We start from the raw sequence: 16,647 nt of genomic DNA, 5'->3' as shown, positions 1-16,647 counted from the left end.
GCAGCGCAGCCCAACACTGCGTTGGTGCGGACGGAACGGAGTTTATCGATGAGAATTCGAGTGTGTCTGCCGCCGCATAACTTCACCGTTATGCCGCTCATTCCTTCGGTGGGAATGTAGCCAAAACTTCCTCTAATAGCATTTATATACAGTTGTAGTTCAGATCTCGACCTCCAAGCCTATTAAGCAGTTTCAGCAAGAATGGAATTCGAACTCTGAACTTTAGCTCTTTGCTTAAAGCTTTCAAAATCAATAACTTCCGACTTTCCTGCTGCCTCCCAAACTTCGTCAACTATCTCTGTCAAAGTCGGGATCACAAGTAATACGTACTGCCCTACGCCCTTGCCGCTCCTGCCTGACACCTTTATTGCAGATGGCATCTTTTCTGGGAAATCTTGCCAGTCTTGCCGAATCCAGAAAACCTCATCATCGATTACAACAAGCTGCTTATCTCTCAAACTGTCATCAAATCCGCTTGCGTTCAGAAACCCAACTATATTTCGAACTGCTTGAAGCGATATCTCTTGCCGAAGATGCTTGATTGCCCGAATTTCAAGGATCTGCTCCCAACTGTAAATCACTGTAGGTCTACGCGACTTGCCTACCCGCTGAGGTATGACAAGTTCTTTCTTCTCCAGATACTGGAGGCGATTTGACGTAGTCTCAGTCAATGCAAGCGTTTCGGAGCGAGTAAATCCTTCTATAGGAGGCATGGGGGAGTTGAGGTGTAAAGTATTACTTTTTCTCAATTTTACAATACTCTTGATTAGAGTACGTCCATTCCGCCATACTGTATCTTAAAGTAGCGTTAAGCTGGAAGCCAAAGATAGTCTGGAAGGAGCAGAACAAGCGGCCCCCAGCAAGTTACTCTTAAATGTCCCTCGCCTTGATTTATGCCGAACTCTAGAATGCTAGAACTTGCTCACGAAAGGCTTTACTGGCCTGAGCCTAGCCAGATCTGGCATCCAAGCGGATCTGGCCCGAAGGTTTATGCTGAGTTAGCTAGTGAGAAAATTGGCGAAAAAATTAAGCGGAAATTTCCAGATGATGCCAGAGGTTTAGAAGTTAGCGTACTAGCTGCTAACCCAGAAGGTGATGGAACAGAAGCACCCATAGCTATTGTTTGTCAGTTTAGTAGACCTGTTTCTCAAGCGGTAATCAGGGAAGCTCACAGGCTCGCATGGAGTTTCAGCCGTGCGCGATCTCTGATCACAATCGAACCTCAATTACTTCGAGTTTGGTCGTGCTGCGAGCCTCCTAAAGAGGAAGAGGAACTCGAAACAGTCTTTGAAGCGACTGAGACTGAGCTTGTTCAACAAGCGGCAGATGCATTGCAATGGGTTGAATTAGTCTCTGGGCAGTTTTTCCAAGAGAATGAAAACCGCTTTAAAAGAAGTGGTGCAGCTGACCAGTTGCTATTGAAGAATCTTAAGGATGTTCGCCAACAGCTACAGAAAGATGGTTTGGATGATGAAACCATTCACGACTTATTGGCAAGAATTATTTTTATCCAATTCCTATTTCAGAAGCAGGATTCTAATGGTACTTCCGCTCTAAATGAAAGAATTCTCCAAAATTTGCATAGTCAAGGGATTTTGTCTGAAGAGTACAGAGAGTTACCTGAAATTCTTGAAAATTTTGACGATACTTATAATCTCTTTCGTTGGCTAAACAATAAGTTTAACGGCGATCTATTTCCTGGGAAGGGAGAAACTGAGGAGGAACGCGAAGCCGAATGGCAAGCTGAAATTCAGAAGGTTTGGACAGAAGATAATCGCTATTTAGTTAAACTTGCAGAATTTGCAAGAGGCGATTTAGATATGCAGAGTGGACAGTTATCTCTCTGGCCATACTATTCTTTCGATGTTATTCCTCTTGATTTCATTAGTAGCATTTATGAAGAATTTGTTAACAAGAAGGCAGGAAACGGTGTTCACTATACACCAGAATATATTGTTGACTTTATTCTAGATGGAGTTCTTCCTTGGAATGATGAAGAATGGGATCTAAAGGTTCTTGATCCTGCCTGTGGCTCTGGCATCTTCTTGGTAAAAGCTTTTCAAAGATTAATTTACCGGTGGGAAGTCGCTCATGAGGCGCAAAGAATTCCAGCGAATGTTTTAAGAACTTTGCTAGGAAATAATATTTTTGGCATCGATATTGATAAGGAAGCTGTTAGAGTAGCTTCTTTTAGTCTCTATCTGACTATGTTAGATAGTATTGATCCTTTAGAATATTGGGAAAATGAAGTTCGTTTTCCTAGATTAAGAAATCATAGATTGATTAACTCTGACTTTTTTGCAGAAGATATACCAGGTTTTCGTACCAATGAAGACTTAGCAACTTATGACTTGATCTTGGGTAACGCTCCTTGGGGAAGAAACACAATTACTCAACTATCAAAATCTTGGGCGAATTCCTATGGATGGAGTAATAGTATTACTTATGGGAATATTGGGCCTATTTTTTTACCTAAAGCACTTGCTTTAGTTAAGTCGTTAGGTTTGGTTGCAATGATACAACCTGCTGGAGTTATTATCTTTAACCAAATTGGTACTGCTCAAGAATTTCGCCAAAAACTTTTCTCAAGTTCAAAAGTTGAAGAAGTTTTGAACTTGTCTGCTTTACGGTTTGGCTTATTTAAAGATGCTGTTTCTCCCTCCTGCGTAATCACTATTTGCAATACCCCTCCAAATGGTGAACCATTATCATATATCTGCCCCAAACCAAATCAAAGTAGTGAAGATGATTATCGTATTGTCATAGAACCGCAGGATATTAATGAAATTTATCCTGACGAGGCTGTAGAGAACTACTTTATTTGGTCTGCTTTAATGTGGGGAGGGAGGCGAGATTTTTATCTTGTCAAACATTTAAGCCGTGCCTCTAGCTTGGAAAATTTGGAGAAGTCTGGAGTCGTATCAAAACGTCAAGGTATTATACGTGGCGATAGAAAGAAAATGCAGGATGTGATTCTTGGGAAAAGAATTCTGAGTGACCCTGATTTTCCGGAGGATACGTTCCTATTTCTTAATTCGGAAACTTTGTCGATAAACGATGATCCGGCGACAGATTCAAGAGCATCAACAGATTTTTCAGCTTTTGAACTACCACAGTTAATTCTGAAGCAAAGTTGGCAAAAAGAACATAAGAGATTCCAAGCTGCCATTGTTAGAGCAAATAATAATGAGGCTATTCTTTGCTCCAAAAGCTACATTACTATACATGCTGATCAAGAATATTCTCAGTTTCTAGAAGCTGCATGTCTGAGCTATACAAGTAAACTTGCTGTGTATTATTTGCTGCTGTCAAGTGGGCGATTTTCTACATATCGCCCTGAGCCAAACGTAGAAGATTTGTTGAGAGTTCCAATTCCAGAATATCGTGAAAGAATAGTTCAAAACCTAGAAACATTTGATGATGTCGATCATCATATTTATGATGCTTTTTCACTTAAAGAAAGTGAAAAGGTCTTAATCGAAGATATTTTTAACTACACTTTGCTTGACTTCAAAGGAGATAGATCTTCTCCTGGAAGACAAAAAACTCATCGTATAAGTTCAAATTTATTTGAGGCTGAAGAGGAGTTAGAGCTTAAACAATATTGTGAATACTTTATGCGTGTAATCAAGGCTGGTTTTGGGCAAGACAAAGGAATTTGTGTAACTATTTTTCAGGAATCAACTGGCAATTATCTGCCTATTCGATTAGTTGCGATATATCTCAACAAATCAATTCATGATGGTATTAAGGTTGAAGCTATCAACTCTCAAGTTTTGCTTGATCGCCTGAATCAATTGAATAATCTATTTGTGGAGCAAGGTGATTTTGATAACGGAGGAATTTTTTACCAACGTGTGGCTAGGGTTTATACCTCTACCGAATGGCGTGGTGAGCAAGTGCCAACAGTGTATTTGATCAAACCCGATAAAATTCGCTACTGGACTCGTTCTATGGCATTGCGAGATGCCGATGAGGTTTCCGCAGACATCATGTTGGGACGGATGGATGGCCAGAGAGATTTGGAGGCGGTGGCCCAATAATACTTATGGTTAGAAGGAGGTTAACAATACCAGAATCTAGATGGCCAGAAACGCAAGATTTTGTGGAACTTGCCACGAGTTGGCGAAGTGATGCGATTAAAGTTCTTTGGAACTATGTCTGGCAAGGGTGGGATTCCTACTGTACAAAAGTTCTCTCGAAAGTTGACTTGTCTGAAGCTGATGATCAACTTGAAAGAATGATTACTCAAGATCTAGAGTTGGATATTAGACGTGCCATGTCAGGATATGAGCCTTTTATGATTCAACATGAAAGGTTTGAAGAACAGGAAAGACAACCATCCCCAGCCAGACCCAAACAACCTGATTTAACCTTCGTGTGGTTTGAGCATCGCAGCAGTAAGTATCCCCTTGAAGCCAAAATTTTAAAGTCAGACAGCATCAGTGATGTTAGAGCATATGTTGAAGAGATTACTGAAAACTTTCTAAAATTTCGATATGCACCGTTTTCTAGTGAGGGCGGTATGCTTGGCTATCTCCTTGAAGGAGAACCTACAGTAGCGTTCAATAGTATTTCGACAGCAGTATCTTGCAATTTATCTGATCATCCAGATTTTTCAGAACGTGCTCATAAAATTTCAGATCACGATCGAACTATTCCAGAAGGCAAAGCTTATACAGCCAAGTTTCGCTGTCACCACTTACTTTTACAATTGACAAAACAGTCTAGCGTAAAAAAGACAACAACTAAACGGAGAAGATCCAGAGATACTTGAGAGTTGAGGGTCGAGGGCGGTCGCGGCATAACAAATCGATGGAGCCGACCGCCGAGAGGTTATCTGTAAGCATCAAAGCAATCTGCGGCGGCTCATCTTAATCGTTATGCCGCAGAGCCTTAGTGAAGGTGCAGCCGAAAGCTGATGATCTGTCAATATCGTGAGGCAAGGCAAAGGAAGGCTTAATTCGCTGTGCATCTAGCAAAAATTCAATCTGGTAGACTGAAGGTATTGATTAGGCTAAGCTGACCTATGGCTCTTGCGATCAACCAGCTAATACAACAAAAGCCGCTCAGCTTTGACGAGTTCCTTGCCCAGTATGGTGGTGATAACCGCTACGAGCTGATTGATGGAGAGGTGTTCGATTTGGAACCAACAGGTCAGCATGAAGAAGTTGCTGCCTTCATCACCGCAAAAATCTGTGTCCAGATCGAGGGAGCAGGCTTACCTTGGTTTGTACTTCAGCGAGGACTATTGCGCCCTTCTAATACTGGTATGACAGCGTTTCGACCTGATGTTGCAGTTGTCGATCGAGATGAATTGATTAAAGAACCGCTTTGGTCTGACCAGTCAATTCTAACTCTAGGCAGCTCAATTAAATTTGTGGCGGAAGTTGTGAGTAGCAACTGGCAGAATGATTATGCTCGCAAGGTCGAAGACTACGCAGCTTTAGGTATCCCAGAATATTGGATTGCTGACTACGCAGGATTGGGGGGTACTCGACACATTGGAAAACCCAAACAGCCGACCCTTTCCATCTGTACACTAGTGGATGGAGAGTATGAAATTCAGCAGCTCCGAGAGAGTCAGACTATCGTTTCTCGAACTTTCCCAGAGTTAAAACTAACGGCTGAGAAAGTTTTGAGTGCTAATAGGTAACGATGCAGCATAACAACCCCAACGCAGCGGACGGGCGAAAGCGACTGGTGATGGGTCAAGGATTATTTACCGCCGCTGGTTGGGAACCTTAGCCCTCAAGTCCCCGGTTGAGGCATCCATAAAGTTAGTCTGTTCTTGCTGAAGCTTCGTTGACCTGTAAACCAGATAAAGCCCGGTTTCTGAAGATGGTGAAAGGAAACCATAAAGCTACAGTTGAGCCTGTCCCTGGTAGTATGCACGAGTGTACATACTATAATTGAAATGGTCTACCAGTGGAATAGGGACAAGGCCACGGCTAACCTGCGTAAGCATGGCGTTGACTTTGCTGATGCTGTGTCCGTTTTCTCTGACGACCTAGCCCTTACCATTGACGACCTAGCCCTTACCATTCCAGACGAGCGATTTGACGAAGAGCGGTTTGTCACGATTGGACTCGATGGGTTCGGTCGGGTTCTGATAGTGGTCTATACCCTGCGAGGCGAAGCGATTCGGGTCATCTCAGCCCGCAAAGCAAGCAAGCAAGAGCGGCAACAATACGAGGAAGGATAGCTATGGAAGCCGAATACGATTTCAGTCAGGGAAAGCGAGGCGCGGTTGACCTGACACCATCAGGCAAAACGCGTATCACGATCCGGCTTGATGATGACATCCTGGCATGGTTTCGCGAACAGGTTCATAGTGCAGGCGGGGGAAACTATCAAACCTTGATTAATGAAGCCCTACGTCAACATATTCAAGCCATTCGTCAACCCCTTGAGGAAACCCTACGAAAAGTAGTTCGTGAAGAACTTGAACGCATTGAGAAGTAAAGCTGTTGTTGAGGGCTAACAAGTCGCCGCACCGGGATGCCATTCCTGATAACCTATCCGTCGGATAAATTTTCTTTTCATGCCTCTGTGACTTCTGTAGTTGTCTCCAAAGATAATGATGCAGCAGTAAATGAAGCATTGCGCTTGTTGATTCAGGTTGCCCAGCGCCAGCAGCCCAGCCCAGCGGTGCAGCGGGCGGAATAAGAATTAGCGATCGCCATTCCCGATAGCCTACTCGTCGGGTAAATTTTCAGGGTCAAATCCTTGCGATCGCAAAAATGCCTCCAGTTGTTCTTGCCGTTGTAGTGCCAGTTCCTTCTGTTGTCGTTCGACTTCGGCTTCACTCAGGTGGCGATCGCCCTGCTCATCTCGGAACAGGGCAGTTCGTCGGTCGAGGGCAGGTGTTGGAGTTCGATCGGCAGCATGGGTGGATACTCCACTTGATAGCTTGATTATAGGCAAGGGTGCAAAGGGCTGAGAGGGCTGCGAATATCTTTTTTTAGGGTCAAGCATTTGAATATCTCTTGGGCGACAGCGTGCGCTACAGGGGGTGGAAAGGCATTGCCTACCTGTCGGTATGCGGGTGTCTTTTTGCCAGCAAAACGCCAATCATCAGGAAAGCCCTGAATTTTAGCAACCATATCAACGGTCAACCTGGGCATGCCGAAAAAATCTCGTCCAGGCGGTTCATTGGCAATGCCCATGCCATCTACGCCCAAACTTGCCCAGGCTCGTTTGGCACGAGTAGGTCCCAAATCAGGCCCACCGTGCTTCTTAGACCCCCCTACGATCGTAGGAGCAATGTAATGTCATCAGCTCGCTGTTTCCACTGCTTTGCCTAGTTGCTTGCCTGCTTTTGAAAATGGCGGACAAGGTACACCAGCCAGCAAATCAATGCCCGTAAAGGATTTACCGTCAAAGTCTCTTAAGTCACCTTCTACAACATTCCAGTGAGGTCGATTGAGTCTGAGGGTACTACAACAAGCACTATCAATTTCAACCAAGGCTTGGGGTTCAAAGTCACTCTGCTCTAGACCTAAAGCTTGACCGCCAGCACCAGCACAGATCTCTAAGCAGGTCGCTTGAGCCATTGAGGTCCTCTCGTCCATCTCACAGATTGTAGTACAAGCTTACACCAAAAGGTCCTGGCCAGTTACGGACGCCTATCTTTTACTTAACTTCTCTGGCGAGGGGCTTAACGTCAGGCTCTCGTTTTTTGCCCGTGGCACTATTCTCTCAGCGGTGACTTGATCCAGGGCTGCGCTGGCGTTGCGTACTGCGATCTTAACGCTGTCCATTTCAATGCGATCGCCCAGCGGCGGGGATAGTCTAGCCTGTCGATGCCAGCGCCTGTACCTGAGCTTACGGCTGCTCGGGCGAACCCTGGGAGTAACCATCGGTGGCCGGAAGGATTAGCCTGCCCAAAGCTTTCTACTGTCGCATAAGCCAGTTGACACCTTTACCCAAGACCCTGTGGGGGCAAGGAGGATTCAATGAGAAAAGTTCATCTGACTCTGATCGTCTTGCCGCTTTTGTTGGTGGTGAGCTGTTCCAATGAGACTACGCAAGAGAAAACGGCACGGCTATGTACCAATTTGGCCACGCTCGGTTCATCGGTGGCCAACCTCAAAAGCACCAATCCCAATTCCACTATGGGGGAATTTAGAACTGCAGAAAGGGAGGTGAAGACGGCCTTTAGTGAGGTTCAGGCATCGGCAAGGGATGTTCAAGACGCCAGGCTCGATGATTTGCAGGCGGCGAACGACAACCTGGATAGAGCAATTGAGGATATTCCCAACAATGCAACGTTGCAGGAGGCGGTTATCTCTATTTCAGACGAAGCTTTGGCGGTGGAAGCGGCCCAGGCCCAGCTGCGATCGGGACTGAATTGCCCGTAGTTATTTTTGCAGACTTGTTATGGGTTTTCTAACAATGAGTTCAGATTCTATAGCGGGCGCGATCGCCCCCCTCTCTTCCTGGCACGATGGCACTGCCAAAGCGGCCATTGTCGACTTTGTGCAGCGGGTGACCACCGAGGGCAGCCCGGAGTTTGTGCCGCCCCCGGAGCGGATCGCCACCTTCGATAACGACGGCACCCTGTGGTGCGAAAAGCCCCTGCCGATTGAGCTGGACTTCATTCTCAGGCAGATGCAGGCCATGGCCGCAGCGGATGCCTCCCTGCGCGACCGCCACCCCTGGAAGGCCGCCTACGAGCAGGACTTTGGCTGGCTGAACGCCGCCATTACCCAGCACTACCAGGGGGACGACAGTGCCGTGAAGGTGCTGATCGGCGGCATCCTCCAGGCCTTTGCGGGCATGACCGTGGAGGCCTATCAGGGGGCGGCAGCGGAGTTTCTGCACAGCGCCCACAACCCCAAACTCAACCGCCCCTATCGCACCACCACCTACATTCCCATGGTAGAGCTGCTGCGCTACCTGGAGGCCCACGGCTTTACCAACTACATCGCCTCGGGGGGCAACCGCGACTTTATGCGCCCCGTCACCGAGGCCCTCTACGGCATTCCCTACGAGCGGGTGATCGGCAGCTCCAGCGGTCTCCGGTACCAGCCCGACGGGCCGGGCGGGTCGCTGGTCTACCTGGCCGAGCCAGAGGTCTTCGACGACGGGCCGATGAAGCCCGTGCGGATCTGGAGCCGGGTGGGGCGCAGGCCCATCTTTGCCGCTGGTAACTCCAACGGCGACATCCCCATGCTCGACTATGCCTTTCACCCATCGCGCCCGGCCTTTGGCCTGCTAATTAACCACGACGACGGCGATCGCGACATTGCCTACCAGACCGGGGCCGAGCAGGCCCTAGCCGTGGCCCCCCAGCGGGGTTGGACGGTGGTGAGTGTGCAGCACGACTGGCGGCAGATCTTTTAGGGACTTTGAAACCATTGGAACTTTTGAAATCAATTAACTAAGGAGATTAAAATCATGCCGAATGGTAAACCTAATATCCTGATCATTTGGGGAGACGACATCGGTATCAGCAATCTAAGCTGCTATAGCGATGGACTGATGGGCTATCGCACACCCAACATCGATCGCATTGCCAAGGAAGGAATGCGGTTTATTCACTACTACGGTGAGCAAAGCTGTACGGCGGGGAGGGCTGCCTTTATTACTGGGCAAAGCGTGTTCCGCACAGGTTTGAGCAAAGTCGGGATGCCCGGTGCACCGATTGGTTTAAGGGCGGAAGATCCAAGCACTGCGGAGCTGTTAAAGCCGTTGGGCTATCGAACCGGGCAGTTTGGCAAAAACCACTTTGGCGATCGCGACGAACATCTGCCAACCGTACATGGTTTTGATGAGTTCTTCGGCAATCTCTATCACCTGAACGCCGAAGAAGAACCAGAGCATCCTGACTACCCCACACCAGAGGAATTTCCTAAATTTAAAGAGCGATTTGGACCTCGCGGAGTGCTGCACTGCTGGGCAGATGGTAACGGTGGGCAGCGGATTGAAGATACAGGGCCGTTGACCAAAAAACGGATGGAAACGATCGACGATGAGGTGTTGGTTGAAACCAAACGCTTTATTGGCGATGCTACCAATGTGAATGAGCCATTTTTTATCTGGTTCAATACCACCCACATGCACTACCGCACCCACTGTAAGCCAGAGAGTAAGGGGCAGGCAGGACGCTGGCAGTCGGAATACCACGACACCATGATCGACCATGACAACATTGTGGGAGAACTGCTGAATTACCTGGATGAACTGGGACTGAGCGACGACACGATCGTCATGTACAGCACCGACAATGGTCCTCACATGAACACTTGGCCCGACTCAGGCATGACCCCCTTCCGCAATGAGAAAAACTCTAACTGGGAAGGAGCTTACCGTATTCCGGCAATGGTGCGCTGGCCCGGCAAAATTGAGGCAGGTTCAGTGTGTAATGGCATTGTCAGTCACCTCGACTGGTTGCCCACCCTGCTAGCCGCCGCCGGAGAACCCGATATTAAGCAAAAGCTGCTAGACGGGCACCAAGTGGGCAACAAAAACTTCAAAGTTCACCTCGATGGCTACAACATGCTGGACTACTGGACAGGTAAAACTGATCAGAGTCCGCGTTTAGAGTTCTTCTATTTCTCAGATGATGGCGACCTAACTGGGCTGCGATATGGCAACTGGAAGATTGTATTTGCGGAACAACGGGTAGCGGGAACACTGCAAATTTGGACAGAACCGTTTGTGTTGCTGCGGTCTCCTAAATTATTTAATTTGTTGACTGACCCCTATGAGCGTGCCGATATCACATCCAATACCTACTATGACTGGGTCTTTGAGCACACCTTTGTAGCAGTTCCAGCCCAGGCCTACGTTGCTCAGTTTTTAGAGACGTTTGAGGCTTACCCACCGCGTCAGAAAGCGGCTAGCTTCAGCATCGATCAGGTGATGGAGAGGTTAGAGACGGGACTGGTCAGCACCTGAGGCAACGGTTCATCTCGGCGATCGCTCTCTGAATAAGGGCGATCGCCGAGAATGCGCTTGCCGTGGCCCTGCAGCGGGGCTGGACGGTGGTGGGTGTCCAACATGATTGGCAACAGGTATTTTAGATGGCAAATTTAACCCAAACCCCCCAGACCTATACTCCCCGAGGGCTGCGGCATGTGCTGCCCATCGCCCAATGGCTGCCCGCCTACAACCCGAGCTGGCTGGGGCCAGAGCTGCTGGCGGCGGTGACCCTCTCCGCCTTTGCCATTCCGGAGGGAATGGCCTACGCCACCCTGGCCGGGCTGCCGCCCCAGGTGGGCCTCTACGCCGGGCTGCTGGCCCCGCTGGCCTACGCCCTGTTTGGCACCTCGCGCCAGCTGGCTGTGGGCCCCACCTCGGCCCTGTCTATTCTGGTGGCGGCGGGGCTGGCAGGGCTTACCGGCGAGACCGACCCCGCCCGCTACGCGGCCCTGGCGGCGCTGATGGCGCTGCTGGTGGGGGCGATTGCGATCGCCGCCTGGGTGTTTCGCCTGGGCTTTCTGGTGAACTTCATTTCCGAGTCGGTGCTGACCGGGTTTTCCGCCGGAGCCGCGATCTACATCGCCTCCACCCAGTTGGGCAAGCTACTGGGCATCCACGGGGCCAGAGGCGAATTTTTTGAGCGCATCGCCTACCTGTCCGCCCGCCTGGGGGAAACCCACCTGCCCTCCCTGCTGCTGGGCCTGGCTGGGGTGGCGGTGCTGTTGCTGGCGGAGGAGTGGTTGCCCAAACTGCCGGCGGCGCTGCTAGTGGTGCTGCTGTCCATCGCCCTGATCAGCTTTACCGGGCTGGGCGATCTGGGCATTGAAATCACGGGCGAAATTCCCCGGGGCCTGCCCCAGTTTGCCCTGCCCAGCGTCAGCCTGGCCGATGTCTCGGCGCTGTTGCCGGGGGCGCTGGCGGTGTTTTTGCTGGCCTACGTCGAGGGCATGGGCATGGTGCGCACCTTTGCCAAACGGCACAGCTACCCCATCGACGCCAACCAGGAACTGCTGGCCCTGGGGGCGACCAACCTGCTCTGCGGGTTGGGGTCGGCCTTTGCGGTGGGGGGCAGCATGTCGCGATCGGCGGTAAACGACAACAGCGGTGCCCAAACTCCCCTGGCGGGGGCGATGTCGTCGCTGATTTTGGTGTTGGTGCTGCTGTTTTTAACCGGGCTGTTTACCAACCTGCCCGAGCCGATTTTGGGGGCGGTGGTGCTGGTGGCGGTGAAGGGGCTGTTTGACGCCAAGGAGCTGCGGCGGCTGTTTGGGGCCAGTCGGTCTGAGTTTCGGATTGCCATGGTGGCGCTGTTTGGGGTGCTGCTGTTTGGCATGTTGGAGGGGGTACTGCTGGGGGTGGTGCTGTCACTGCTGGTGCTGGTGGCCCGCGCCACCTACCCCCACACCGCCGTGCTCGGCAAAATCCCTGGCTCCGACGTCTTCAGCGATGTAGCCCGCCACCCCGAAAACGAACAGATTCCTGGGGTGCTGGTGTACCGCGTCGACGCCGGACTGTTCTACGCCAACGCTCCCACCATTGAGGCTGAAGTGCTGCGCCTGGTGGACAACCAGACCCCGCCGCCGGGGCTGCTGGTGTTTGACCTGGCCTCGTCGCCCCGCATCGACCTGGCCGCCGCCGACATGCTGAAGGAACTGCACGACGACCTGGGGAACCGGGGCACCACCCTGACCCTGGCCCACGCCGATGGCCAGGTGCGCGATCTGCTGCGCCAGGCCGGGCTAGCGGAGACCTTTGGCCCCCTCGGCCCCCACCAGAGCATTCCGGCGGTGATTGACCAGTGGCAGCGATCGCAGCCCCCCACCCCAGGCGGTCTAGCCCCATAAGTTGCCCGCCAGGGCAGACACCCAGGTCTCCCCCACTCCCCCACCTCACTCAATCCCCTCTAAACCAAATCCCAGCCCAGACCTGAAGTTCTGTCTGTGGGAAGAAAACTCCAGCCTCCGAGCTGAACTTGGGATATGAGGTTTGTCAAACTATAAAATTGATTGTCGAATTGTGAAATTGCTTATACATTTCTCATCGATTATTGGCCTTATCGCTTCATGCTTCATTACTTGGGTCAATAATTGTCAAAATGTTATTTATCAACAGTACTTCTAGTACAACAACAAGAAAAAGCCCTACAACCAGAAACCCATATTGCGACACTCGATAGGAGAGACTATGAGCGGCGAAAGCAAATGCCCCTTTATGGGCGGAATCCAAAGAGCTGCGGCTGGCCATGGCACGTCTAACCGAGATTGGTGGCCGAATCAATTAAATCTGGATATTCTCCACCAACATTCACCCCGGGCCAATCCCATGGGGGAGTCGTTTAACTATGCTGAGGCGTTTAAGAGCCTCGACTTTGCGGCCTTGAAGGCAGACCTGTTCGAGCTGATGACCACCTCCCAGGACTGGTGGCCCGCTGACTATGGCCACTATGGGCCGCTGTTCATCCGCATGGCCTGGCACAGTGCTGGCACCTACCGCATTGGTGATGGGCGGGGTGGCGGCGGCACTGGCAACCAGCGATTTGCACCGATCAACAGCTGGCCCGATAACGCCAACCTTGATAAAGCCCGCCTGCTGCTGTGGCCGATCAAACAGAAGTATGGTGAAAAAATCTCCTGGGCCGATCTCATGATCCTGGCAGGTAACTGCGCTCTGGAGTCTATGGGGTTCAAAACCTTAGGCTTTGCTGGTGGACGCGCCGACATTTGGGAGCCAGAAGAAGATATTTACTGGGGCTCTGAGGGCGAATGGCTGGGGGATAAGCGTTATACCGGCGATCGCGAGCTGGAAAACCCCCTGGCTGCGGTCCAAATGGGGCTGATCTATGTGAATCCAGAAGGCCCTAATGGCAATCCTGATCCGGTTGGGGCGGGCCAGGATATTCGCGAAACTTTTGGCCGCATGGCGATGAATGACGAGGAGACCGTGGCTCTCACCATCGGTGGCCACACCTTCGGCAAATGCCATGGGGCGGGGGATGCTGCCCTGGTCGGTCCTGAACCCGAGGGGGCCAGCATCGAAGACCAGGGCCTGGGCTGGCGTAACAGCTTCGGGACTGGTATCGGTGCCCATACCACCACCAGCGGCATCGAAGGAGCCTGGACCACCAATCCGGTGAAATGGGACAACAACTACCTGGAAAACCTGTTTGGCTATGAGTGGGAGGTGGTGAAAAGCCCAGCGGGGGCCTATCAGTGGCAACCCAAGGACGGAGCCGGTGCAGACACTGTACCCGATGCCCACGATCCCTCCAAGCGCCATGCACCGATGATGACCACAGCGGACATGGCCATGAAGATGGACCCGATCTATGAGCCCATTGCCCGCCGGTTTATGGAACACCCTGAGGAACTGGACCTGGCGTTTGCTAAAGCCTGGTTCAAGCTGACCCATCGCGACATGGGCCCCCGCGATCGTTACCTAGGCCCAGAAGTACCCGAAGAGGACTTTCTGTGGCAAGATCCAGTGCCCCCGGTCACCCACGCCCTGATTGACGAGCAGGATATTACGGACCTGAAGGCCAAAATTCTGGCCTCAGGCTTGTCGGTATCTCAACTGGTCTCCACAGCCTGGGCGTCGGCCTCCACTTTCCGGGGCTCTGATATGCGCGGGGGGGCCAATGGGGCGCGCATTCGTCTGGCCCCCCAAAAAGATTGGGAGGTGAATCAACCCGCTCAACTGGCAACCGTGCTGAAAACCCTGGAGGGTATCCAGCAAGAGTTCAACAAATCCCAGTCGGGCGGCATTTTGGGTGGCATTCAGAAGGCCCTCAACCAATCTCAGTCGGGCGGGAAACAGGTTTCCCTGGCAGATCTGATTGTGCTGGGCGGCTGCGCTGGGGTAGAACAAGCGGCCAAGCATGCTGGCTATGACGTTACAGTGCCCTTCCAACCAGGGCGCACCGATGCCACCCAGGAGCAAACCGACGTGGAATCGTTCGCGCCTCTAGAACCCAAAGCCGACGGGTTCCGCAATTACCTCAAAACGGGTAATCACAGCTTATCGGCGGAAGAGTTGCTGGTGGATCGGGCCCAATTGCTCACCCTAAGTGCCCCTGAAATGACAGTGCTGATCGGTGGCATGCGGGTACTGAATACCAACTTTGGTGGCACCCAGCACGGTGTCTTCACCCAGCGCCCCGAGACCCTGACCAATGACTTCTTCGTCAATCTGCTGGACTTTAATACAGCCTGGAAGGCGACCTCCGATGCCAAGGATGAGTTTGAGGGCCGTGACCGCAAAACCGGCGACCTGAAGTGGACGGGCACCCGGGTCGATCTGATCTTTGGATCGAACTCTCAACTGCGAGCCCTGGCGGAAGTCTACGGATGTAACGACGCACAACCCAAGTTTGTGCGTGACTTTGTCGCCGCCTGGGACAAAGTGATGAACCTGGATCGCTTTGACCTGGCCTAATACCGATTCTCCAGGTTGAGACTACAAGGCCTACAGATTCAAAGCCCCTCGCCCAGCTTTGGGCGAGGGGTTTGGGGTAAGGGCTAAGGGGGGCGGTCAATCACGGCTGGACTTGTAGCCTTGCTGGCCAGGTTCATTCGACCAGGGTGGCCTCTAATTTAATGTCGGGGCCTGCTAACGCCTTGGATACTGGGCAATCCTGTTTAGCCGCCTCGGCATGCTGCTTAAATTCAGCCTCTGCTAGGCCCGGCACTTCAGCCTGGGTGTTTAGCTCAATCAGTGTAATGGTCGGCCCCTCGCCCAAATGCACTTTCGCCGTGGTTGCTACCCGGGTGGGGGTAAAGCCGGCCTCGGTGAGTAGTGCCGATAGAAACATGGAAAAACAGCCCGCATGGGCGGCCCCGATTAATTCTTCGGGATTGGTACCGGAGCCTGATTCGAAGCGCGACTTAAAGGTAAAGGGGCCTTCGTAGCCACCACTGCCGAGTTTCATCGTACCGCCCCCGTCTTGGAGCGTTCCTTTCCACTCTGCGGATGAGGTGCGAATAGCCATAATGTCCTCCCTGGCCTGAGTGCTGTTGGGTCATGAAATTTCGTATGTTTTCAATCATACGTTCCCCCATGGCCCAGTCCAGTGGGTAATGATAACCTTCTCAACAAATCATCTGAATGGCATCGGCCAAGCTTTGACTGAGGGTGATACTCAGATTATTCTCCGTTTGCTATTAATAAAAGTTAACCTATTCATCACTTTATCTATACTTTTGTTGCACTGAATTGTGTGATCCAGACTACCTGCGTGATTCTAGGTAAATAGTAAAAACCATTTTTTTACAGCAATGTTTTCAGAATTCTCTCTAGCACCGCGTTATCGCCTAGATGATGAATCTCCCTGGCTGAAGGGGATAGACCCACTTCGCCGCTACTGGATCTATGTAAACGGGGATCAACGTCGTGTCGGGGTACTGCCTGGGTTGCATGCCAAAGATTTTGAGGCATTTCGGCAGTCAATCCGTAACTTCCGACGCCTAACCATCGGTGAAGAATTGACCCTACCCACAGAACTTGGGGAAGGGATGACAATCCACTGCGTGGCTGAAAATTGCTATGCGATCGCTGATTCCTCTGCTGTAGCGCCAGTTTGGCATCTGTTCGATCGCGAATCTATGGAATCATTGCTGATGACGGCCCACCCCGACTGGCAGTGTGCCCCCCAGCACCTGAGCCTGGGTCGCTCCCTGTTGAGTTTGGCTTGGGGCCAACCTGCAGCCATGAAGGCGGCTTAAG

General features: G+C 51.2%; 15 protein-coding genes and 1 pseudogene. 11 read left to right on the top strand and 5 right to left on the bottom strand.

The genetic code is table 11. The features are described 5' to 3' along the window. Nucleotides 1-182: 182 nt before the first annotated feature. On the bottom strand, nt 183-713 hold the full coding sequence (locus tag E1H13_RS21470) for a MerR family transcriptional regulator (protein ID WP_169616519.1): 531 nt from the start codon (nt 711-713) through the stop codon (nt 183-185). 180 nt (nt 714-893) lie between these two features. Here E1H13_RS21470 and E1H13_RS21465 point away from each other — a divergent pair, with 180 nt between their 5' ends. The 5 genes from E1H13_RS21465 to E1H13_RS21445 all read left to right on the top strand — a co-directional run bounded on the left by E1H13_RS21465 (nt 894) and on the right by E1H13_RS21445 (nt 6,465). Then, entirely contained in the window at nt 894-4,043 is a 3,150-nt protein-coding gene (locus E1H13_RS21465) for an N-6 DNA methylase (protein WP_169616517.1), read from the top strand. Between the two features lie 62 nt (nt 4,044-4,105). Continuing rightward, nucleotides 4,106-4,777, top strand: a complete 672-nt coding sequence (locus E1H13_RS21460) for a hypothetical protein (protein ID WP_206070811.1) — start codon at nt 4,106-4,108, stop codon at nt 4,775-4,777. 252 nt (nt 4,778-5,029) lie between these two features. Then, a complete protein-coding gene (locus E1H13_RS21455) occupies nt 5,030-5,656 on the top strand; it encodes a Uma2 family endonuclease (RefSeq protein ID WP_169616514.1) in 627 nt (208 codons plus the stop codon). Between the two features lie 261 nt (nt 5,657-5,917). Continuing rightward, a complete protein-coding gene (locus E1H13_RS21450) occupies nt 5,918-6,205 on the top strand; it encodes a BrnT family toxin (RefSeq protein WP_169616504.1) in 288 nt (95 codons plus the stop codon). Nucleotides 6,206-6,207: 2 nt separating this feature from the next. Continuing rightward, on the top strand, nt 6,208-6,465 hold the full coding sequence (locus E1H13_RS21445; protein WP_169616502.1) for a BrnA antitoxin family protein: 258 nt from the start codon (nt 6,208-6,210) through the stop codon (nt 6,463-6,465). 231 nt (nt 6,466-6,696) lie between these two features. Here E1H13_RS21445 and E1H13_RS21440 read toward each other — a convergent pair whose 3' ends face one another. Beyond that, on the bottom strand, nt 6,697-6,927 hold the full coding sequence (locus E1H13_RS21440; protein ID WP_169616500.1) for a hypothetical protein: 231 nt from the start codon (nt 6,925-6,927) through the stop codon (nt 6,697-6,699). Then, nucleotides 6,918-7,556, bottom strand: a pseudogene (locus E1H13_RS28115) (DNA cytosine methyltransferase). Before E1H13_RS28115 ends, E1H13_RS21440 begins: the two are co-directional and overlap by 10 nt. Before the next feature lie 402 nt (nt 7,557-7,958). Between E1H13_RS28115 and E1H13_RS21430 the strand changes: the two are divergent. The 3 genes from E1H13_RS21430 to E1H13_RS21420 are packed head-to-tail and all read left to right on the top strand — an operon-like array spanning nt 7,959 to nt 10,905. Then, nucleotides 7,959-8,363, top strand: coding sequence for a hypothetical protein (locus E1H13_RS21430; RefSeq protein ID WP_169616498.1), 405 nt, complete (start codon nt 7,959-7,961; stop codon nt 8,361-8,363). 34 nt (nt 8,364-8,397) lie between these two features. Then, a complete protein-coding gene (locus tag E1H13_RS21425) occupies nt 8,398-9,348 on the top strand; it encodes an HAD family hydrolase (RefSeq protein WP_169616496.1) in 951 nt (316 codons plus the stop codon). Nucleotides 9,349-9,402: 54 nt separating this feature from the next. After that, nucleotides 9,403-10,905: an arylsulfatase gene (locus E1H13_RS21420; protein ID WP_169616494.1), complete on the top strand. Its 1,503-nt coding sequence runs from the start codon at nt 9,403-9,405 to the stop codon at nt 10,903-10,905. Here E1H13_RS21420 and E1H13_RS21415 read toward each other — a convergent pair. Beyond that, entirely contained in the window at nt 10,863-11,009 is a 147-nt protein-coding gene (locus E1H13_RS21415) for a hypothetical protein (protein ID WP_169616492.1), read from the bottom strand. The genes E1H13_RS21420 and E1H13_RS21415 overlap by 43 nt on opposite strands. A gap of 21 nt (nt 11,010-11,030) precedes the next feature. On the opposite strand from E1H13_RS21415, the gene sulP reads away from it, so the two are divergent. Beyond that, nucleotides 11,031-12,773 (top strand): sulfate permease, encoded by a 1,743-nt coding sequence (gene sulP, locus E1H13_RS21410; protein ID WP_169616490.1) that lies wholly within the window; start codon nt 11,031-11,033, stop codon nt 12,771-12,773. A 340-nt stretch (nt 12,774-13,113) separates the two neighbouring features. Then, entirely contained in the window at nt 13,114-15,360 is a 2,247-nt protein-coding gene (katG, locus tag E1H13_RS21405) for a catalase/peroxidase HPI (RefSeq protein WP_169616488.1), read from the top strand. 133 nt (nt 15,361-15,493) lie between these two features. Here katG and E1H13_RS21400 read toward each other — a convergent pair whose 3' ends face one another. Beyond that, a complete protein-coding gene (locus E1H13_RS21400; RefSeq protein ID WP_169616486.1) occupies nt 15,494-15,913 on the bottom strand; it encodes an OsmC family protein in 420 nt (139 codons plus the stop codon). A gap of 286 nt (nt 15,914-16,199) precedes the next feature. Between E1H13_RS21400 and E1H13_RS21395 the strand changes: the two genes are divergently transcribed. Next, a complete protein-coding gene (locus E1H13_RS21395) occupies nt 16,200-16,646 on the top strand; it encodes a hypothetical protein (RefSeq protein ID WP_169616485.1) in 447 nt (148 codons plus the stop codon). Nucleotide 16,647 lies beyond the last annotated feature (1 nt).

It is taken from the genome of Nodosilinea sp. P-1105, assembly GCF_012911975.1.
Lineage (GTDB): Bacteria > Cyanobacteriota > Cyanobacteriia > Phormidesmidales > Phormidesmidaceae > Nodosilinea.
Note: the sequence above shows the minus strand (reverse complement) of the source record. Positions and strands in the feature narration are given on the sequence as shown.

Coding starts and splice junctions, on each gene's coding strand:
- E1H13_RS21430 (WP_169616498.1), top strand. CDS start 7,959: ATGAGAAAAGTTCATCTGACTCTGATCGTCTTGCCGCTTTTGTTGGTG.
- E1H13_RS21465 (WP_169616517.1), top strand. CDS start 894: ATGCCGAACTCTAGAATGCTAGAACTTGCTCACGAAAGGCTTTACTGG.
- E1H13_RS21450 (WP_169616504.1), top strand. CDS start 5,918: ATGGTCTACCAGTGGAATAGGGACAAGGCCACGGCTAACCTGCGTAAG.
- E1H13_RS21420 (WP_169616494.1), top strand. CDS start 9,403: ATGCCGAATGGTAAACCTAATATCCTGATCATTTGGGGAGACGACATC.
- sulP (WP_169616490.1), top strand. CDS start 11,031: ATGGCAAATTTAACCCAAACCCCCCAGACCTATACTCCCCGAGGGCTG.
- E1H13_RS21455 (WP_169616514.1), top strand. CDS start 5,030: ATGGCTCTTGCGATCAACCAGCTAATACAACAAAAGCCGCTCAGCTTT.
- E1H13_RS21425 (WP_169616496.1), top strand. CDS start 8,398: ATGAGTTCAGATTCTATAGCGGGCGCGATCGCCCCCCTCTCTTCCTGG.
- E1H13_RS21395 (WP_169616485.1), top strand. CDS start 16,200: ATGTTTTCAGAATTCTCTCTAGCACCGCGTTATCGCCTAGATGATGAA.
- katG (WP_169616488.1), top strand. CDS start 13,114: ATGAGCGGCGAAAGCAAATGCCCCTTTATGGGCGGAATCCAAAGAGCT.
- E1H13_RS21445 (WP_169616502.1), top strand. CDS start 6,208: ATGGAAGCCGAATACGATTTCAGTCAGGGAAAGCGAGGCGCGGTTGAC.
- E1H13_RS21400 (WP_169616486.1), bottom strand. CDS start 15,913: ATGGCTATTCGCACCTCATCCGCAGAGTGGAAAGGAACGCTCCAAGAC.
- E1H13_RS21415 (WP_169616492.1), bottom strand. CDS start 11,009: ATGTTGGACACCCACCACCGTCCAGCCCCGCTGCAGGGCCACGGCAAG.
- E1H13_RS21470 (WP_169616519.1), bottom strand. CDS start 713: ATGCCTCCTATAGAAGGATTTACTCGCTCCGAAACGCTTGCATTGACT.